This window comes from Streptomyces sp. NPDC031100, assembly GCF_055570785.1.
Genome location: NZ_JBVIGN010000002.1, coordinates 815522 through 833749 on the forward strand (window position 1 = coordinate 815522; position 18228 = coordinate 833749).

General features: G+C 70.6%; 16 protein-coding genes and 3 pseudogenes. 9 read left to right on the top strand and 10 right to left on the bottom strand.

The genetic code is table 11. The features are described 5' to 3' along the window. Positions 1-67 precede the first annotated feature (67 nt). Together ACZ5DS_RS07860 and ACZ5DS_RS07865 are read left to right on the top strand one after the other, a co-directional pair. A pseudogene (locus tag ACZ5DS_RS07860) lies at positions 68-864 on the top strand (IS5 family transposase). A gap of 193 nt (positions 865-1057) precedes the next feature. Further along, a complete protein-coding gene (locus ACZ5DS_RS07865) occupies positions 1058-2044 on the top strand; it encodes a hypothetical protein (RefSeq protein ID WP_468235025.1) in 987 nt (328 codons plus the stop codon). Between the two features lie 235 nt (positions 2045-2279). On the opposite strand, the gene ACZ5DS_RS07870 is transcribed toward ACZ5DS_RS07865, so the two are convergent. Both ACZ5DS_RS07870 and ACZ5DS_RS07875 read right to left on the bottom strand, forming a co-directional pair. Beyond that, positions 2280-3088, bottom strand: a protein-coding gene (locus tag ACZ5DS_RS07870; RefSeq protein ID WP_468235027.1) for an IS5 family transposase whose coding sequence is annotated in 2 segments (ribosomal slippage) — positions 2280-2749 and positions 2749-3088 — 810 coding nt in all. Because the reading frame shifts where the segments join, the coding sequence is not laid out codon by codon here. Positions 3089-3669: 581 nt separating this feature from the next. Beyond that, positions 3670-3816, bottom strand: a pseudogene (locus tag ACZ5DS_RS07875) (IS5/IS1182 family transposase); the annotation flags it as partial. A 119-nt stretch (positions 3817-3935) separates the two neighbouring features. Here ACZ5DS_RS07875 and ACZ5DS_RS07880 point away from each other — a divergent pair. Next, positions 3936-4166, top strand: a complete 231-nt coding sequence (locus ACZ5DS_RS07880) for a hypothetical protein (protein WP_468235028.1) — start codon at positions 3936-3938, stop codon at positions 4164-4166. Positions 4167-4194: 28 nt separating this feature from the next. Here ACZ5DS_RS07880 and ACZ5DS_RS07885 read toward each other — a convergent pair whose 3' ends face one another. Further along, positions 4195-6045 carry an FAD/NAD(P)-binding protein gene (locus ACZ5DS_RS07885; protein WP_468235029.1) on the bottom strand — a complete coding sequence of 617 codons (1851 nt, stop codon included), beginning with the start codon at positions 6043-6045 and terminating at the stop codon, positions 4195-4197. Positions 6046-6376: 331 nt separating this feature from the next. Here ACZ5DS_RS07885 and ACZ5DS_RS07890 point away from each other — a divergent pair, with 331 nt between their 5' ends. From ACZ5DS_RS07890 to ACZ5DS_RS07900, 3 genes are all read left to right on the top strand, one after another. After that, positions 6377-7591, top strand: coding sequence for an ATP-binding protein (locus tag ACZ5DS_RS07890; protein WP_468235031.1), 1215 nt, complete (start codon positions 6377-6379; stop codon positions 7589-7591). Between the two features lie 64 nt (positions 7592-7655). Beyond that, the gene (locus tag ACZ5DS_RS07895; protein ID WP_468235032.1) at positions 7656-9329 is read left to right on the top strand and encodes an AMP-binding protein; all 1674 of its coding nucleotides are present in this window, start codon (positions 7656-7658) and stop codon (positions 9327-9329) included. After that, positions 9329-10885 carry an FUSC family protein gene (locus ACZ5DS_RS07900; RefSeq protein WP_468235033.1) on the top strand — a complete coding sequence of 519 codons (1557 nt, stop codon included), beginning with the start codon at positions 9329-9331 and terminating at the stop codon, positions 10883-10885. Before ACZ5DS_RS07895 ends, ACZ5DS_RS07900 begins: the two co-directional genes overlap by 1 nt. Positions 10886-11295: 410 nt before the next feature. On the opposite strand, the gene ACZ5DS_RS07905 is transcribed toward ACZ5DS_RS07900, so the two are convergent. The 7 genes and pseudogenes from ACZ5DS_RS07905 to ACZ5DS_RS07935 form a co-directional block, all read right to left on the bottom strand. Then, positions 11296-11472 carry an SPDY domain-containing protein gene (locus ACZ5DS_RS07905; protein WP_468235129.1) on the bottom strand — a complete coding sequence of 59 codons (177 nt, stop codon included), beginning with the start codon at positions 11470-11472 and terminating at the stop codon, positions 11296-11298. A gap of 135 nt (positions 11473-11607) precedes the next feature. Then, positions 11608-12192 (bottom strand): hypothetical protein, encoded by a 585-nt coding sequence (locus ACZ5DS_RS07910; RefSeq protein ID WP_468235035.1) that lies wholly within the window; start codon positions 12190-12192, stop codon positions 11608-11610. Positions 12193-13080: 888 nt separating this feature from the next. Continuing rightward, positions 13081-13716 (bottom strand): DnaB-like helicase N-terminal domain-containing protein, encoded by a 636-nt coding sequence (locus ACZ5DS_RS07915; protein WP_468235036.1) that lies wholly within the window; start codon positions 13714-13716, stop codon positions 13081-13083. Between the two features lie 97 nt (positions 13717-13813). After that, positions 13814-14221, bottom strand: a pseudogene (locus ACZ5DS_RS07920) (FAD-dependent oxidoreductase); the annotation flags it as partial. Next, on the bottom strand, positions 14218-14523 hold the full coding sequence (locus tag ACZ5DS_RS07925) for a ferredoxin (protein WP_468235037.1): 306 nt from the start codon (positions 14521-14523) through the stop codon (positions 14218-14220). The gene ACZ5DS_RS07925 and the pseudogene ACZ5DS_RS07920, both read right to left, overlap by 4 nt. Continuing rightward, entirely contained in the window at positions 14520-15020 is a 501-nt protein-coding gene (locus ACZ5DS_RS07930) for a ferric reductase-like transmembrane domain-containing protein (RefSeq protein ID WP_468235039.1), read from the bottom strand. Before ACZ5DS_RS07930 ends, ACZ5DS_RS07925 begins: the two co-directional genes overlap by 4 nt. Then, positions 15020-15202: a hypothetical protein gene (locus ACZ5DS_RS07935; protein WP_468235040.1), complete on the bottom strand. Its 183-nt coding sequence runs from the start codon at positions 15200-15202 to the stop codon at positions 15020-15022. The genes ACZ5DS_RS07930 and ACZ5DS_RS07935 overlap by 1 nt, the downstream gene beginning before the upstream one ends. A 173-nt stretch (positions 15203-15375) precedes the next feature. Here ACZ5DS_RS07935 and ACZ5DS_RS07940 point away from each other — a divergent pair, with 173 nt between their 5' ends. The 3 genes from ACZ5DS_RS07940 to ACZ5DS_RS07950 are packed head-to-tail and all read left to right on the top strand — an operon-like array spanning position 15376 to position 17905. Beyond that, complete coding sequence (locus tag ACZ5DS_RS07940; protein WP_468235041.1) at positions 15376-15768, top strand: BlaI/MecI/CopY family transcriptional regulator; 393 nt, start codon at positions 15376-15378, stop codon at positions 15766-15768. Between the two features lie 26 nt (positions 15769-15794). Continuing rightward, on the top strand, positions 15795-16691 hold the full coding sequence (locus ACZ5DS_RS07945; RefSeq protein WP_468235042.1) for a M56 family metallopeptidase: 897 nt from the start codon (positions 15795-15797) through the stop codon (positions 16689-16691). Next, positions 16688-17905, top strand: coding sequence for an MFS transporter (locus tag ACZ5DS_RS07950; protein WP_468235043.1), 1218 nt, complete (start codon positions 16688-16690; stop codon positions 17903-17905). Before ACZ5DS_RS07945 ends, ACZ5DS_RS07950 begins: the two co-directional genes overlap by 4 nt. The last annotated feature ends 323 nt before the right edge of the window (positions 17906-18228 follow it).

The window sequence follows — 18228 nt, forward strand, 5'->3', positions numbered from 1 at the left end:
TCTTGCTGATGGCCTCAGAGACTTCGCGATCTTGCGTCAGGCGATCTTGTTTCGCCAGGCTGTGCGGATGCGCGCTGATCTTGTTCCGGATGCCCTGTGGGAACGCGTGGCCCCGCTGCTGCCGCCCGCTCCCGAACGGCGCCGTCGCTACCCCGGACGTCTGCGTGTTCCGGACCGGGCGGCGCTCGCGGGCGTGCTGTACGTGCTGCGGACGGGAGTTGCTTTGCGCGACGTGCCAGCAGAGAGCGTGGGCTGCTCCGGAGTCACGGCGTGGCGCAGGCTGCGGGACTGAACCGAAGCCGGCGTGTGGCCCCGCCTGCACGCCGCCCTGCTGACCGAGCTCCGGCGAGCGAACCTGCTGGGCCTGGACGACTGTGCCGTCGACGGCTCACATGTCCGGGCTCTGAAAGGGGGGATCGTGTCGGCCCCGCACCCGTCGACCGCGCCCGCCCCGGCTCCAAGCACCATGTGATCGTCGACCGGCATGGTACCCCCGCTGGCCGTCACGCTCACCGGCGGCAACCGACACGACGTCACCCAGCTCCTGCCGCTGCTGGACGCCGTCCCACCAATCCGAGGACTGCGCGGACGCCCGCGCCACAAGCCCCGACGCTTGTATGCCGACCGAGGCTACGACTTCGACAAGTACCGCCGCCTGCTGTGGAAGCGCGGTGTCAAGCCGATGATCGCCAGGCGCGGCATCCCCCACGGCTCCGGATTGGGCAAGGTGCGCTGGGTGGTCGAGCGCACCTTTGCCTGGCTGCACCAGTTCAAACGACTCCGCATCCGCACGAGCGCCGGGCTGACCTTCACCAGGGCCTTCTCGTGCTGGCCTGCAGCATCATCTGCCTTCGCTGTCTCTGAAGTTCATTCTGAAACGATCAGTAAGAGCCCCCTCGTCGGACATCTCTTCCCCCAGCCTCGCACCACCGCAGGAGCCGCACCAAGCGAAGACCGGGGCGACACCGGCTGTCGCGGCAGATTTGGCTTCCGTTCGAAGATCACGACTGGGTAAGGTGCGGCAGACCGAACACAAGTCCTCCACAAAGGAACAGCCATGCCCACAAGCTCCGCACGGCCCTCCCGCCGTCATGTGCTGACCGGTGGCGCCGGTCTGGCGCTCGCCGCGACCGCCGGATCGGTGGTCTCCCCAGCCCGGGCCGTCGCGGCCGAGCCGGCGGCCGCCGCCGGATACCCGCTCAAGCCGCCGCACCTCTTGGAGGCCGAGACGCTGGTGGAGTACCTGCGACTAGGCAGCGACCACTGGAACCACAACCGGTACAACCTGGTCGACGGCAAGAGCCTGGGCACGACGACGGTGAAGTGGGGCCGGCCAGGACATCCGGAGGAGTTCGAGAACCTCTCGCGTTGCTCCTCGTTCCTCACGTCGCTGCTCGAGCACACCTACGGCACCGGCAGCGCCTACGGGTGGGCCACCCCGGACTACTTCAACCAGTACTTCCCGCCGAAGGACGGCTCCCCCCGGGGCAGCGGGTCGTACCCGACCGCCGAGGACCTGCAAGCGGGCTTCCTCAACGCCGCCAATGTGCCGCACTTCGATCAGGTGACCAAGCCGATCAACCTGCGTCCGGGCGACATCGTGGCCTGGGACATCAACACCGATCCGGACGCCACGGGCGAGGCCACGGGGCACACGGTCATGATCCGCTCCTACCTGGGAACCTACGCCTCCTCCTGGGACAGCAAGCTGAACATTGCGGGCGTCGTCCCGCACCTCTTCCAGATCGTCGACTGCACCAGTCACCCGCACGGCGACGTGACGGTGACCAACCAGTCCAGCATCGACCGCTACCTCGCCTATCCCGACACACGGGGCATGTACACCGAGAACCCGGACGTCGGCTACACCCCCATGCCCGGCGTGGGCTACGGCCACATGGTCTTCTACGCCGACCCAAGCACCAAGCTGTTCGTCGGCTACCGTTGGAGCCTCAACTACGAGACGCCGAGGCCCGCGGTCGCCCAGGCCGTCGCCGGCAAGGCCCAGATCGCCGCGGGCCGGGTGAACGCGTTCGTGGTTTAGCGCACGTCCCATCCGCGATACACCGAGCGGCCTCGAACTCGGTGGGTCCGTAGGGGCGTCGTGCTGGACAGAGGGCGAGGGGGTGGTGCCGAGCCCAGTCTGCTCCTTGGCTCCGGGTTCGGCTCCGGCAGGCACCTGCTGCCAGGCCGCTTGGGGATCTTCTTGGCCAGGGCATCCGCGCGGGACTTTCCGGCCTGGATGATGATTTCGTGGTTGCGGACACTAACTGATCATTTCAGAATGAGGTTCGGAGTCGTCTCAAGCAGATGATGCTGCAGGCGAGTTGGAGCAGTCCGAGGTGGACGTCGGCTCGTATCTCATAGCGGGTCCGCAGGCGTTTGAACTGGTGGAGCCAGGCGAAGGTGCGCCCGACGACCCACCTGGTCCTGCCCAGGCCGGAACCGTGGGCGGTGCCTTTGCGGGCGATCTTCGGCGTGATGCCGCGAGCGCGGAGGAGCCACCGGTGCTTGTCGTAGTCGTAGCCGCGGTCGGCGAACAGCCGCCGTGGTCGGTGACGTGGTCTGCCCACCAGGCCGCGGATGCGGGGGATCGCGTCCAGCAGGGGCATGAGCTGGGTGACGTCGTGACGGTTTCCGCTGGTTACCGACACTGCAAGGGGCGTTCCGTGCCGGTCGGTGATCACATGGTGTTTGCTGCCCCGGCGGCCGCGGTCGACCGGCGAAGGTCCGGTGTGAGCCCCCCTTTGAGGGCCCGGACGTGCGAGCCGTCGACCGCGGCGTCCTCCATGTCCAACAGTCCGGCCTTGCGGAGTTCCGTGAGGAGGGTCTCGTGCAGGCGGGGCCAGACGCCGGCTTCGGTCCAGTCCCGCAGGCGCCGCCAGCACGTCACCCCGCTGCAGCCGATCGTCTCGGTCGGCACGTCCGCCCAGGTCACACCCGTGCGCAGCACGTAGACGATCCCGCGCAGAGCCGCACGGTCATCCGCCGGCAGCCGACCCGGGTACCGCCGACGCCGCGGCGGGCGAGGAGGGAGCGGCGCAGCGACACGATCCCACAGATCATCAGGCACAAGATCATCCGACACCCGCAGAACTCTGCCGCCCACCAGCCCAACTGCCAAGCCTGAGAGCCAACCTCATTCTGAAATGATCAGTAAGTGGGCCAGCATCCGCAGGGCTTCTCTCCGACCAGATGCCCTGAAGCGTTACTGGCGGATGCGAAGGAGTCAGGCCCCGACCCTCGAATCCAGCCGCACAAGGCAATCTGCACCTACCTGTGCGTACCGGGGTCGGACGGTCCGCAGTTCAGGAACACTGATGAGCCACGGCGACATCCTCACGCAGAAGGCCCGCTACCGCTCCCGCTGCACTGGCATCGGGCACCAGGCCAGCCTCCAGCACCTCCAATTCCTCCATGGACAAGACCCGGTGCCAGCCGCCGCCAGCCGAGACCAGACCCGTCTGGAAGCCGCGGTGTTCGAGCGATTGGGCGGCACTAGCGACTACTGCGCTCACCCGGCCGGCATCGCGCACGTCCGTCCCAGCACTGACCACCTGGCCGTGGAGATCGATCCCAAGCTCGGTCCGAAGCACTCGCTACCGGAACACTGCCTTCAAGCCCTCCTGCCCACCCAGTACACAGGGTCTGACGAGCACGAGGGACGGGAACCACATGCTCGAACACGGTGCGGTCGGGGACCCTGCGGCGGTGGCAGCCGAGGGGGTGGCCCGCAGCGAACTCCGGCCGTGCGGGCAGGAGAGCGGCGAATTGGTCCCAGAGGGGTTCGAGCAGGCAAGATGGCAGCGCGGGCACGCCTGTCCTTCGTGATCACTGAGCGTAGAGAACTCCATGATCGCGTGGACCCGTGCCCGTTCTGCCGTCAGGGCCACCTCACCAGCGCCTATTGCCGGTCGACCTTAGAAGCGACATCGATGAAATGGCTGTGGTCGATCACCGAGGCGCCGGAAGGACGACTCGTGCGGGAGGTCACCGCCGTGTGGCATGGAGCGGTGTACGGCCGGACGACCAACGGCAATGTCGTCCTCGACGCCCGCAGCGGCGCCGACCGGGCAACCCCGAAGCTGGCTCCGTTCCTCGTCAACACCTGTGTGGGCATCGAGAACCGAGGACGCAGCGTGACCCTGATGCGCTCCACGGGGTAGCGGGATGCCCCGGTTGCCGGAGCGCCCCTCATGGCTGCAGCGCGCGCAGGAAGGTCAGCGCGGCACGTGCGGTCGCGTCGTTCTGGCGGAGGCTGGCGGCATTGGCTCGTGGCCGCGGGAGTCCCACTGGGATGCGGGCGTTGGTGAACGGTCCGAGCGCGAAGCGCCGGGGGTGGGGCCGACCGTCGCGGTCGAGCACGCGTCCGTCGGCCGGGGCGACAACGAGCAGTCCGCGAGGAGTCACGCGGGCGTGTGCACCAAGAGAGCGGAGCAGGGGTTCCCGGGCGCGCGGGATGGACGGTGGCGGCTGCCTGGCCTCGACGAGCGTCCGGGCCTCGGTGACGCGGCCGGGCAGGCTTGCACTGTGCGCCCGGAAGACACCGCGCACCGGGTCGGCCTCGATGGTCGTGCCCGCACCGAGGAACCGGACCACCCCGGCACGCGAGAGCGCGAGCAGCTGCCGCAGCCGCGGAGCCGGCGGGCCGGATGCCAGGTAACTGAAGAAGCCGTACCACCAGGGGCCGATGCCTTCCAGCCGCCGGAGCTGGCGGTGCACGGGGAACAGACGGCGGATCACCGCAAGATCGGGGCTGTGTCGAGGATCGTCCCTGCGGGTGAGGTCGGCCTCGATGTAGGCGCGCAGACCACGTTGGAGAGACTGGGCGTCAGGGAACCTGACGCCGACGAGCGGCTGGTCAAGGGTGTCGAGGTCGAGCCGGTCGTTCGGGTCGGGTACCGAGGACTCGACCAGCGCGCGGAGTTCGGCACTGCCCGGCGCGCAGGCGGCGTACTTCACGTCGAACGCGTCCCAGGTGAGGCGGGTGCGCTCGGGGTGTGCGGCGAACAGTTCGTGATAGTGGGCGAAGCCCAGCTCTTTGGCGACGAGGGGACGCACGTCCTGCGAGAAATCGATGCGGTCGGGGCGGCGCAGTAACTCGTCGATGGCAGCCGGCCCCAAGTAGCGTGGCGGCGGCAGTGGTCGACCGAGCATCCCGTAGCCGATCTTCGCGTGATAGGGCACTCCGCGCCTGGAGCCGACGTGAAGGACGGGTTCGCGGCCGGTGGGGTGGTAGGTGAGCTTCCCGGAGCCGTCGTCCGTGTAGCGCCCGCCGCGGCCTTCGGTGAGCAGCACCATCAGGTCGGTGAAGGCGAGACCCAGGCCGCGTACCAGGACAGAGGTGCCGGGCAGCAGGACGCTCAGGTCGGCCTCGGACGTGAAGTCGGGGGGAAGGTAGACCAGGCCGTGGCGGGCAGCGAAGGCGGCGAGCGTGGTCTGTTCGTCGTCGGGTTCCGACGCGAAGTGACCAACGGCGATCACGACGAGGTCGGCGGTCAGTGGGTCGGCCCGGCCGTCGAGCCAGACCCGCTGGCGCCCGGTGCGCGGGCCGGCCAGGCGAACGGCAGTCGCACGGTGTTCGTGGACAGTGATGCCCGGCGGCAGAGCGGCGATCGCCCGCACGTACACCTCGCGCAGGTAGGCGCTCTGCAGCCGGCGGCTCGCGAAGCTCTGCGCGGTCAACTCCCTTGCCTCGGTGGTGAGCTCGGGGGACGAAAGGGGCGGTGCGGCCCGGGCTGCCCACTCGGCGAGCGTGGGGCCGGGCCTGACCGGGCCCTCCATCGTCACCGAGTCGTCGGTGTACATGGTGACGTCCTTGGCCCTGGAGTTCATCCAGAGCAGTGGTGACTGCTCGTGCCTCCAGGTCCGGCCACCGCCTGGTGGATAGGGGTCGACGATATGAAGATCCAGCTGTTCGGGGCCCAGAAGCTCCGGTGCGTTGGCGGCGATGCGTTCGACCACTCCGGTGCCGCGGGGCCCAGCCCCGACGATGACGAGGGACGGGATGCGGCCCGCCGGCTGTGATCCGCTGGCTGAGATCATGTCCTCTTGTCTGCCGAGTGCTGCGCCGAGTGGTGTGCTGCCGACCGCGTCCCGAGAAGCGCGGGCACGATCGTCGGCCATGCTATTCGGGACGGCGCGAACCCAGTTGGGCCTTGTCGCGGATCTCCGCCGACTGTAGCCCCGTGGGGTGAATCGAGTCACCCGCAGAGGGGAGGAGACGGACGCTCGCCAAGTCCTGCGGGGCGCCCTGCCCGTTACATACTGCCGGGCTGAAGCCGCCGCGGACCAGGGCAGGAATTCGGCCATGGTCGGCTCACCGCTGAAGCAATCCGGCTGCCAGGGCCCGATGCGTTCGATTGGGATGTGTGACATGCGAGTTGTTCTGCTGGGCGAACATCGTGCGGACCGAATGGTGCCGCCGCTGGCGCGCGTCGGCGCGGAGGTGGTGGTCCTGAGCTTCGTGGATCTGGACGAGCTGCTGGGCGGGGAGGCCAGCTGCGCGAAGCTGCCGGCCGAACTGACGGACGCCGGGCTGCTGTCGCTGCTGCGCGAGCACGACGCGGACCTGGCCGTCGCGAACCTGGGCCAGATCGGCCAGGAACGCATGCTCCCGGTCTACGCCCGGGTGGGGGCCGCCTGGCGGGCGCGTGGGCGTCGGATGCTCGCGCACTCCGGGGAGTTCGCGCGACTCGCCACCGACAAGGTGTGGTTGCACACGGTCGCGCGGCAGCGGCGCTGGCCGACCCCGCAGGGAGTCGTCTGCGACGGACCGGCGGCCGTTCTGGCTGCCGCCGAGACGATCGGACTGCCCGCGATGGTCAAGGAAGCGTGCAGCGAACCGTTCGCCGGCCGTCACTACGTGTCGGACGGCCGGTCCCTGCGACAGGCGTGCGAGCAGGTGCGGTTCCCGGTCCTGGTCCAGGCCGTCGTGGCGGGGGAGGAATTCGGCGTCGAGCTGCTGACGACCCCCTCGGGCACGGTTGTCTGGCCGGTCGCCTCCATGGGGCGGCTCGACAGTGACTGCTCACCCGGGAAGCGGGCCCGGGTCGCGCCAGCGCCGATGCCGGACGAGGCGCACCGGGAGTTGCTGCGGGTCGTCGAGGACATCGCGGCGGGCTTCGGCCCGGCGGGCCCGTGGCAGATGGACCTGGCGGTCGGCGATGACGGGCGGCTGCAGATCATCGAGATCAACGGCCGGCTCAGCGGCATGTCCAATCTGAGCTGGACGAGCTCGGGCGTGGACCCGCAGACCGCACACGTCGCCGCCGCCCTCGGCGAGCCCGTGCCGCCGTGCCGGGCCGAGCAGGTGGCGCTCGAACTGCCGGTGCGCAACGATGCGGTCCTGCCGCCGGCTCCGGTGGGGACCGAGCTGCGTTGCTTCACGGGCAACTCCGCCAACCGCGGGCCCTTCCACCTCGGGTACTACCGGGCCGTCCTCGGCGTCCCGGCCGATCGCGCGGAGAGCGCACGCGACTGGTTGCGGTCCGTGCCGCCGCAGCTGCTGCTGGCGCCCCCTCGAACGGCGGTCGATCAACTCGCCCGTGGCACGCGTGCGCTCGAGCAGAGTGCGCCGGGTGCAGCCTGAGCCAGTACCATCACTCCTCGAAATTGATTGCCTACCTAAAGTGTCCGGGGTTCGTATGCGTGTCGTGCTGGATTCGGTGGTTCCGTCCGCTGAGGTCGCCCACCGTTATCGCGAGCGGGGGTGGTGGCGCGATGCGACGTTCTCCGACGATCTGCGCGCTGCGGCGCTCGAGCGACCCGATGACACGGCGTTGCTGACGTGGCGCCATCTGGAGGACAGGCTGGTCACGCTGTCGTTCGGAGAGTTCGATGCGCGCGCCGATGCTGTCGCGGGGGCCTTGCGGGAGCTTGGGGTTCGTCGCGGCGAGGTCGTCGCGTACCAGCTGCCGGCCTGGTGGGAGGCGGCCGTCCTCGCGGTGGCGTGTCTGCGGGCCGGCGTGGTGGTGGCCCCGATGCCGTTGCTGTTCGGGCCGCAGGAAGTGGAGCGGATGCTCGCCGCCACCGGGGCGGTGGCATGCGTGGTGCCGGACAGCTGGGACGGCGTCGAGTACGGCCGCCGACTGGCCGAACAGGCCGGCAGGCTGCCGGCGCTGCGGCATCGCATCGTCATCGGTGACGCGGCGGCCACCGCGGCGGAGAGCCTGCAGGGCGCCTTCAGCGGCGAACGTCCCGCAACGGCTCCCGGCGAGCCGCTCGGCGCCGACGAGGTGTGCGCACTCCTGCTCACCTCCGGCACCACGGGCGACCCCCACCTCGTCGCCCACAGCGCCAACACGCTGAACGCCGGATCGCTGCTGAGCGCGCCCACCGAGGCCGAACGGCTCCACGCGACCAGTGCGGGCATGACGTTCATCGGAGGGTTCAGCCGGGTGCTTCGTACGACGGCCCGGCACGTCCCCACGCTCTACAGCGACAGCCGCGAGGCGGGGTGCTGGCTGCGGCTCATCGAGGAGGTCGGCGTCACCCAGCTGTGGACCACGCCCGGCGCCCTGCGGGCCCTGACCGAGGAGCAGCAGCGCCAGGCCCGTGACCTTTCCAGCCTGCAAGCGGTCCGCTGCTCGAGTGGCCCGCTGTCCCCGGCGCTCGTGGCGCAGGCGCGTGGGACGCTCTGCCCGGTCGTGCTGAGCATCTGGGCCACGACCGAGTGCGGCCACGTGATCTCCACCTCGGCGGATGATCCCCAGCATCAGGCGGGGCATCGACTCGGCCGCATGAGGGGCGCGGGAGAAGTCCGGTTGGAGCCGGACGGCCGGACGCGGGACACGGACGCCTTCCGGTTGTACGTGCGCGGGCCGGGCGTGTGTCTGGCGACCATCGGCCGTGCCAGCCGGCAGGTCATCTGGTCACCGGCCGACGACGAAGGATGGCTGGACACGGGCGACGTGGTGGCGCCCGACGAGCAGGGCGCGCTGTGGTTCATCGGACGGCGCGCCGGACGCGTCGGCCGGGCATGGCAGATTCCGGTGGCCGACGTCGAAGAGGCTCTGTGTTCCCACCCCGGAGTCGACGACGCGGTGCTGCTGCCCTGGCCGGACGCCGAGGGCGGCGAAGTCCCGTGCGCGGTCGTGGTCGGCTCGACGCCACCGGACCTCGGCGAACTCCGCGACCACGTGGCCGGGCTCGGCTTCCACGAGTCGTACCTGCCCGTCCGGGTCGAGCACGTGAGCGAGTTCCCCCGCACGGAGCTTGGCAAGGTGCGTCGGCGGCTCCTGATCGACCGGCTCAAGGACCGGGTGCGTGCTGCCGAGGAGTTGCCCCCGCCACGTCATGGGATTGAGAACGGCAGCCTGCCACACTGATGCGCCACCGCTCCACGTCACCGGTGCGCGCCATCCGCGATGCCCTGACCGCGGTGTGCGCCGTCCTGCTCGCCATCGCCACCGCGGTGGCGCTCGCGCACCTCGTGGGCTCGCCGGTGGCGCCCTTGGCCGTGCCGGGAGCCGCGGCCGCGTTCCTTCTGAGCGGGCGGCGAGGTGCCGAGCCGCGCGGTGAGGGCCTCGCATCGGCTGCCGCGTTCGCGGTGCTGATGGCGGTCGGCACCTGGGTCGTCTGGTGGATGCCGCGTCAGCCCGTCGTGGGCGCCGGCCTGTTCGTCGCGCTGATGACCGTCTCCGCCTGGGCGCGGCGGTTCGGGGCCAGGGCCGTGCGGCTGGGCGCGATGGTTCCGCGCGCGTTGCTCGCGTCGCTGATGACTCCACACGGTGGTGCGACCCGGGGGTGGTGGCCGGCCGGTTCCTGGGTGGCCGTGATCGGCTTCACGGCCTTCTGGTGGGTGCACGCGGTGCAGTGGGCAGGCCGGCGGGTGGCCGGCAGGTCCGGGCCGGCTCGGCGGCCGGTGGCACCGCTGCCCCAGCGGCGCCCTGCCGGCTTGTCGGTCAGCACGAGGGCCGCCGTGCAGACCGCTGTCGCTCTCACCGCTGCGTTCGCCGTCGGCCACCGGCTGTTCGGACATCACTGGCGGTGGACGGTCGTGACGGCCCTGGTGGTGGGCCTGGACCGGGGCGGCCGCGGCGATCTGGCCCTGCGGGGCGTCGAACGGGGCGCCGGAGCGATGGGCGGCGCGCTGCTGGCCGCCGGTCTGGCCGCCGTGGTCCAGCCGCACGGGACCCTGGGCCTGGTGGTGATCTTCGCGGTCCTCGCCACGGCCGCGGGGTTCCGCGCCAGGAGCTACGCGCTCTTCACCGCCACCCTGACCACCCTGATGTCCCTGCTGCACGAGTACTTCGGCCACTCGGCCGCGCACCTGCTGCTGATCAGGGTTCAGGCCGTCGCCATGGGCGCGGCGCTGGCCGTTGCCGTGGGCTGGTTCGTGGCACCCGTGCGGGCCGGCGAGGTGCTGCGACTGCACCTGAGCGCCACACTGCGCGCGCTGGCGGCGCTCCTCGACGCCCACCACAGCGGCACCCCGGTCGATGAGGCGCTGCTGCGCTTCGAACGCGCCGCCGACGCGGTGGAGTCCGTCGCCCGGCCACACCGCCTCCACCGGCGCCTGCTCGGCACACGGCACGGACGACCCCATCGCGCCGACCTGGCAGACGCCCTGCACGACTGCCGCGCGCCGGTCCGCGCCCTCACCGCTCTCGGCGCGGTGCCCGGCCACCCACCGGGAGTGGCCGCGACCGCCGCCACCGTGACGGCGCTGTGGCACTGGCTCGCCGACCCCGGCACGGCGCTCGGTCTGCGGCACGCCCCGGCCGCTGAGTGGCCGCTCGCCGACCTCGACGCCGCCCTCGCCCGCCTGGGCCGCGCACTGCCCGCGCTGGCCCCGCGCCAGGCCCAGCCCGCCGCCCGGTCAGCGGATCAGACCGAGCCGGACGCGGAACTCGAGTCCTCGGGCAGCCGCGACCGCGGGTGACTCAGCGGAAGAAGCAGTAGGAGTCGTCGAGCACGCCCTGGGACTGGACGAACCGGGCCAGGCGCCCGGCAGCAGCGGCCGCCTGTCGGTGGTGGCGGCCATAATCGCGGTCGTCATGATCCCCGGGTCTGGAGGTCCTCGTTGTCCGCGCTGAACGACTTCGCCACCTGGGAGCCGCTGTTGCGGCTCCTGCGGGATCCAGGCGATGGCCGGGGCCCACTCATCGGCCGACCCACAGCCCTCTGACCTCTCGACCTCAACTACGGGGATCGGCGACAAGGCGTCCGGGCATCGCCATCACAGTGATCCGTGTCGTCTTGTTGTTCGTCACCGTGCAGTGAGCATCGACGCCCCGTTCATCCGCCGTCGAGCACCAGGGCGCCGGCAAGCCCGGCCACTGAGAATCGGACTCATTCATCTAGGGCGGTGAGCAGGGCGTGGACGATGGGTGCGGGGGTGGCACCGATGACCGTGAGGTGCCACACACGATTCGAGACGGGACTTTCGTAGGCCGCCACGGTCCACGCGGTCTCGCGCGGGCGGGCTTCATGGACGCGCTCAATGCGCAGAACTTGCGACTCGTGGATCGCGTGAGTGGTGTTGTCCGACCAGGTGCGTTCCCTGCGTGTTGAAGATCAGAGGCCCTGTGGAGGTGATCCACAGGGCCTCTGGCTCTTGCCTTGACGGCAGTGTTGGAGGGCAACCGCCTGGCGCTCGATCTGTCAGTCGGCGATGCGGGCGTACTGGTAGCGGGTCGGGCCGTTCTCGTCGCCGGAGTGCTGCCGGCCGACCATGACCTCGTACTCGCCCGCCTTGGAGAAGCTGTTGCTTTCCCTCTGCTCCGGGCTCCAGCGGTCCGAGGTGAGTTCGACCTGACGTCCCCCGACGGACATCGAGGCGGTGGCGTACCGGGTCGGGCCGTTCTCGTCGCCGGAGTGCTGCCGGCCGACTAGGACCTCGTTGGGCGGGGCCGCAAAGAAGGAGTTGCTCTCCCTCTGGGAGCTGCTCCAGGTTGGCGCGCTCACCTGGACCTGTTGTCCGTCGATGAGGATGAGACCGCAGTAGTACGTGGTGTTCCCGTTCTCGTCGCCGTAGTGCGCCCGGCCGAGCAGGACCTGGTTGGTGGGACACGCGACCGGGGTTCCCGACGATTCCCTCACCGTCTGGGTGTAGCCGTCGATGATGATGATCTCCGACGCCGCGGCGGCGTGCGCTTCGGCGGCCGTCGTCGTGGCAAGCCCCCCGGACAGGAGAGCGGCGCTCACAAAGGCCAGGGCCCGCCTGGTGGTGCGCGAGAAGTGGCTCACGAGTGTCCTTTCACTTGTTGAGCGGGGCAGCGGCTTCGGCCCCCAGTCGTGCTCTTCATCCCCCTCACCTGCACTAATAACGCAGTGCACTTGATCTGTGACTAGAAGTGGCTGACGTGGCCGGGGACGCACCCTTGCCGCCGCCAGACGGGGGTATCAGTGCCGTGACCTCGACAAACGCCGGACTGGAGCCATCTGGAAACGCTGTGATGGAGCTGTGGACCTTCGCTCAAGACACCCGCTGGGGCGCACTGGAAGCACGGCGCAGAGCCGCCGCCGGGCGCACGCTCGGGGGCGCGTCCGTGCAGGCTGCGCACCACGGATGCTTGCCATGGAGCTATTCCTGTATCCGGTGCTGGAGTTGCCCTTGACGGAGAACTCAGACGTCTATGAGGGCGTCCGCCCCGGCGGATGCCCCTCGTCGCGGGTGCGGGCGAAGCCTGCACGGCCGAACATCTCACGCTTGAGCATCACGTACGCAGCCAGGTCTCCCCGGCGGCGCCGGGCCGGAGGGTGCGGATGTTGCGTCGCTGTTCGGCGAGTTGCTGGTGGAGGTTCCGGTTCTCCGTGATGGCTTGGTGGAGTGCTCCGACGAGTGCACCACCCCTGTTGCATCAGCTTCAACACGCTGATTCAACAGGGAAACTGGGCCACTTCTCCCAGTCTCCGTGTGTGGCGAAGAATTCGTCGAGGATGGCGTCGTGGTCGCCTGGGTCGGCGGCGTAGGCCGGCACGACTTCCGACTCTGGCGCTGCAGGTGCGGGCTCGGTGGCCGGTGCGCTGAGTGAGGTGCGGACGTGTGCGTCGATGGGGGTGTCGTCACGAAGAGGGTCCTCCCTTCTGCCGGTGGCCGACGCTGTTGGGACACGACCACCGGCGGGTTGTGGGTCAGCGGGAGATGCGTGCAGGTGTCGGCGTGGTGGTCTTCGGCGGTCCGGCCCGGGGCACGGCCTTGGCGCGTCCGGACGTGGCTGCTGGGGCTGGGGTGGGTGAGGTGGCGTGGTGCCAGCGGGTTCGTACGGCGGTCAGGTCGGCGAGGGCGCGGCGGCTGCCGACGACGAGTTGGTAGGGCGTGTTGGCCGGCTCGTCGGTGAACGCGTGGATGAGCAGGGCGGTGTGGTGGGCGGTGGCGAGGACGGAGCGGTTCAGGATGCGCTCGCCCCAGTGCTCGGGGGAGCCGGCTGTTTGGGAGAGGAGGCCGAGCAGTTCTTGGGGCTCGGGCCCGGCGTCCAGCAGGGCACGCTGCCCGGCCTCCCACAGCACCGTCACGGGGTCGACGGGAGCGCGGCGGCGGACCAGGGCGGTCAGGCACTGCCACAGCCCGGCGTGCAGGGGGTGGGTGAAGTCGGTGCTGCTCAGCCACCGCATCTGTTCGACGTCGCTGGGGTGCGCGGTCGCGGTGGCGAGCAGCAGCCGCTCCTCGTCGGCCGCTTCCGTGTCGCCGAAGGTGGCCATCGGCAGCAGGGCGGGGGCCCGGGGCAGGGACCCGGAGTGCGGCGGGAACGCGGCGGCGATGTCGTCCACGACCGAGGCCAGGGTGTCGGCTTCGGCGAGGGTGGTGGGTACAGCCGCCGCCGATCACCGCCACGTGCCGGGCCTTGGCGAGGGCGGTGTCGATGTGGCGGGCGTCGGCGAGGGTGCGCAGCATCCACACCCGCTCGGAGTGCAGCGGGGCGCCGGGCAGGTGGCGGGCCTCTACACCGGAGGCGATGACCAGTCCGTCGAACGGGAGATGTTCGCCGCCGGGCAACAGCAGCTCGCGCCCGTCGATGTCCAGGCCGAGGGCGCGGGTGCCCAGCCGCCAGGAGGCGTCCAGTTCCGTGTGGGTGACCAGGGCCAGGTCAGGGGGCTGGCGGTCGCCGGTGAGCAGCTGCTTCGACAGCGGGGTGCGGTTGTAGGGGCGGTGGGGTTCCTCGCCGATCATGGTGATCTCGCCGCGCCAACCGAGTTCGCGGAGACGCTCGGCGGCGGACAGGCCGGCAAGGCCGGTGCCGACGACGGCGATCCGGTTGGTGGCCGGGCTGGTCACTGCTTCTCCCGGGTGGTGAGGGTGATGGCCTGCATGGGGCAGCAGCGGGCGGCCTGACGCACCGCCGGTGTTTCCGATGCGGCGGGGGTGGCGTCGTAACGCAGACGGCCGTCGGGGCCGAGGTCGAAGACCTGTGGGGCTTCCTGCTGGCAGATCGCGTACAGCTCGCAGTGGTTGTTGTCGACGCTGACCTTTACCGCCGGGCCGCCGGGAGCGGGATGGGCTTCGGCGGGGACGGTGATGTGGGGGCCGAAGGCGTTGATCACGGTGTGCGCGGCGTGGGATCGGGAGACAGGCGTCACACCTCCTGCGGGGCGATGCGAGTGGCGACCGCGGTGGTGGCGGGCAGCAACCGCAGCACGAACAGCAGGATCGGAGCTGCGGCGACGCCGAGGACGAAGATGCCGAGCAGGCCGAGCGCCTGCACCTCGGCGGAGGCGGTGATGGTGTGCAGCAGCGAAAGGCCGAAAGCGGGGTAGGCGAGGTAGTGCACCAGGTGCCAGCGGCGGTAGCCGAGCTTGCGCTGGACGCAGATCGAGACGGCGACCGCGAGGCCCAGTTCCAGGCCGATGATGCCGAAGGCGACCTCCGGCTCGCCGCCGTTGACGAACGGGATGACCACGTTGAGGTAGGAGAAGTGCTGCCCGGTTTGGAAGGCGTAGGCGATGGCATGGATGCAGCCGAAGGCCAGGCAGATCACCGCCAGCAGCATGTGCCCGCCGTAGAGAGTCTCGCGGCGCACGCTGCGGCGGGCCCAGCCGGTGGTGGTCAGGATGCCGAAGCACACGGCCAGGGCCATCAGGCGTAGGAGAGGTATCCGGCGAGCGTGGCGACATGCCGCACGCCCTGGTCGTAGGGGGTGTAGGGGCCCTCTGCGAGGGTGTCGGCGTGGGCGGCGGGCACCACTCCCAGTGACAAGGTGAGCGGCAGGGCCAGCGCGGCGGCCCGCGCCGGCCACCGGGTCGTTGCGGTCGAAGCCAAGGTCGTTCTCCTTGCACGGGTGGCGCTGGGCGCGACGAACCTCTCCGCCGAAGCCCACGGCTCCGCGAAGTCCTACACGCTGTGAGACTAGCCTGAGTCCTACAGGATGTGCGACAAAGGAGTGCCACAGCCCCGCATCGACGGAGGCTGAGAAGAAGGAACGGGAGCTGACCATGCCGAGCCCGCACCATGAGGCCGACGCCGCCGAGGCGGGTACCCGGCGTCCTGCTGGGGCCCTGGAGGCCGAGGTCATGGCCGCCCTGTGGGCCGGCGACCGCCCGATGACCGCCGCCGAGGTCCACCAGCAACTCGGTGACGGCCTGGCCTACAAGACCGTGCTGACCGTGCTCGGCCGACTGCACACCAAGGGCCTCGTGGAGCGCGAAGCCGTGGGCCGCGCGCATGCCTACACGCCCAGCCGGGCAACTGCGGAGCTGGCGGCAGAGGAGATGAACGCCGCCCTGCGCCGCACCGGCCACCGCACCGAGGTCCTCCAGCACTTCGTGGACACCCTGGACGCCGACGAGCAGGCCGCCCTGCGCGCCCTGCTCGACTCCACGGACTGAAGGGGTTCGGAAAGGCGACGACGTCCGTGTACCTGACCGTCTACCTCCTGCTCCTGGCCCCGGCGGTGCTGGCTGCCGCAAGCCCTCGGCTGGCCCGGCAACTCGCTCCGGCTGCCGCGGCCCGCATGCTGGCGGCCACCACGGCCGTCGCGGCCGTGGCCACGGTCTGGGGGCTGCTGGTCCTGACAGCCGGCGGCCTGGGCCGCATCGGCGAGGTCGTCGCCTACACCCGCCCCGACCCGGCTGCCCTGGCCGCAGCCGATCCGGTGCCGCGCACGCTGGGCATGCTGGCCGCCCTTCTGCTCGCCTGCGGGCTGTCCCGACTGACCCGAAGCATGTGGCACCGGCGCCGTGAGATCAGGGCACTCGCCGACCTGCGAGGTCTCCCCACGGCCGGAGACCTGATCGTGCTGGCCCACGACCAGCCGGACGCCTACGCCCTGCCCGGCCGACCCGGGCGGATCGTGGTCACCTCCGGCATGCTGCGCGCGCTGCCCGCCGACGAGCGAGCCGTGCTGCTGGCTCACGAACGCGCCCACCTGGCCCATCGCCACGACCGCTACAGCGCGCTGGGCGAGATGGCCTGCGCGCTCAATCCACTGTTGCGCAGCCTGCGGGACCAGCTCAGCTTCGCCCTGGAGCGTTGGGCGGACGAGGATGCCGCCCAGGCGGTGGCCAGCCGACGACTCGCGGCCCGCTCCCTGGCTCGCGCGGCCCTCGCCGGGACGGGCGGCGGGCTGGCCACCACGCTGGCCTACCTGCGCCATCAAGTGACCGCCCGGGTGCGCGCCCTCCACGGCACCCGACCGGAAAGCCGCCGCAGCGCCGCCGTCCTGGCCGGCGCCCTGGTCACTGTGACCGCCGTAGCCCTGGCCGATGCCGCCTCGGCGCTCGGCCGGTTCCTCGAGGTCCTGCACCCATGACGGGGCCCACCGCGACGACACCCTCGTCACCAGGACGTCCTGCGTGGCTGACCCACAACGTCAAGGTGCTGTGCGGGGTTTCCTTCCTGCAGGACGCGGCCAGCGAACTGCTCTACCCGATCCTGCCGATCTTCCTGACCGTGGCCCTCGGGGCTCCGCCCGCCGTGGTCGGTGCCGTCGAGGGCCTGGCCGAGGGTGCCGCCTCGGTGACCAAGGTTGCTGCAGGACGCCTCGCGGACCGCTTCTCGCGCCAGCCCCTCATCGGTGCGGGCTACGGGCTGGCCGCGCTCGGCAAGCTGATCATCGCGCTCGCCACCGTGTGGCCGATAGTGCTGGTGGCCCGGGTGGTCGACCGGCTCGGCAAAGGCATGCGGGGCGCGCCCCGCGACGCCCTCCTCGTCGACGGCATTCCGAACGGCCAGCGGGGCAAGGTGTTCGGGCTGCACCGGGTCGCCGACACCGCCGGCGCCGTGGTCGGCCCGCTCGCGGGCCTCGCGTTGTACAAGGCACTCGACCACCACCTACGACCACTGTTCTGGGTCGCGGTGATCCCGGCGGTCGCCTCGGTCGCCCTGGTCGCCGCCGTCCGTGACCCGGGCCGTGCGGACAAGGAGTCGGCCAAGCCCGTACGGACCCCCTGGCGATCCCTGCCCCGTTCGTACTGGCGTGTCCTGGCCGTACTGCTCGTCTTCAACCTGGTCAACTTCCCCGACGCGCTGCTCCTGCTGCGCGCCCACGAGCTGGGTCTGTCCACGGCCGGGATCTTCGGTGCATACGTGGTCTACAACCTTGCCTACGCCGCCCTGTCCTACCCCGCCGGAGCCCTGTCCGACCGGCTGTCCCGCCCGCTCGTGTTCGCGGCGGGCCTGGTCTTCTTCGCCGTGGGCTACCTCGGCCTCGGACTCATTCACGAGCCCTGGCTGGTCTTCGTCGTCCTGCCCCTGTACGGCGGGTTCGCCGCCTGCACCGACGGCGTCGGCAAGGCGTGGATCTCCACCCTCGCCCCCGGCCGCCAACAGGGCACTGCCCAGGGCCTCTACCAGGGCGCCACCGGAGCCGCGATCCTGCTCGCCGGCCTCTGGGCCGGACTCGCCTGGGGCGCCGACGGCCGGGTTCCCCTCCTGGTCTCCGGCATCGCCGCGCTCGTCATCGCCGCCGCGCTGCCTGCCCTGCGGAACTCGCTGACGCCCGTCAGGCCGCTCCCCAAGTCCTGATGCGGGCCCTATCCCCATCGCGCTGCGCGCGGTACGTCAGACCAGAATCGGGTCTGCCCCTGCCCCGCACCGACGGAGCAACCGGCCGCAGAAGTGAGTGCGGCTGGTTCCGGTAACGGGCAAGGCCGCACGGAACGTTCGCTGCTGCTCTCCTTCCGTAACGGTATCTCGCCTCCCTAGCCTCGGACTTCGCGATTCGATTGTCGCGATCATGCCATTAAGTGGCGAGTGAGTTCGCCGACGGGGAGGGGATCGCATGCGCAAAAGACGTGGCTCCAACAGGCTCAGGCGCGCCTGTACGTTTCTGACCACCAGCGCCGGGC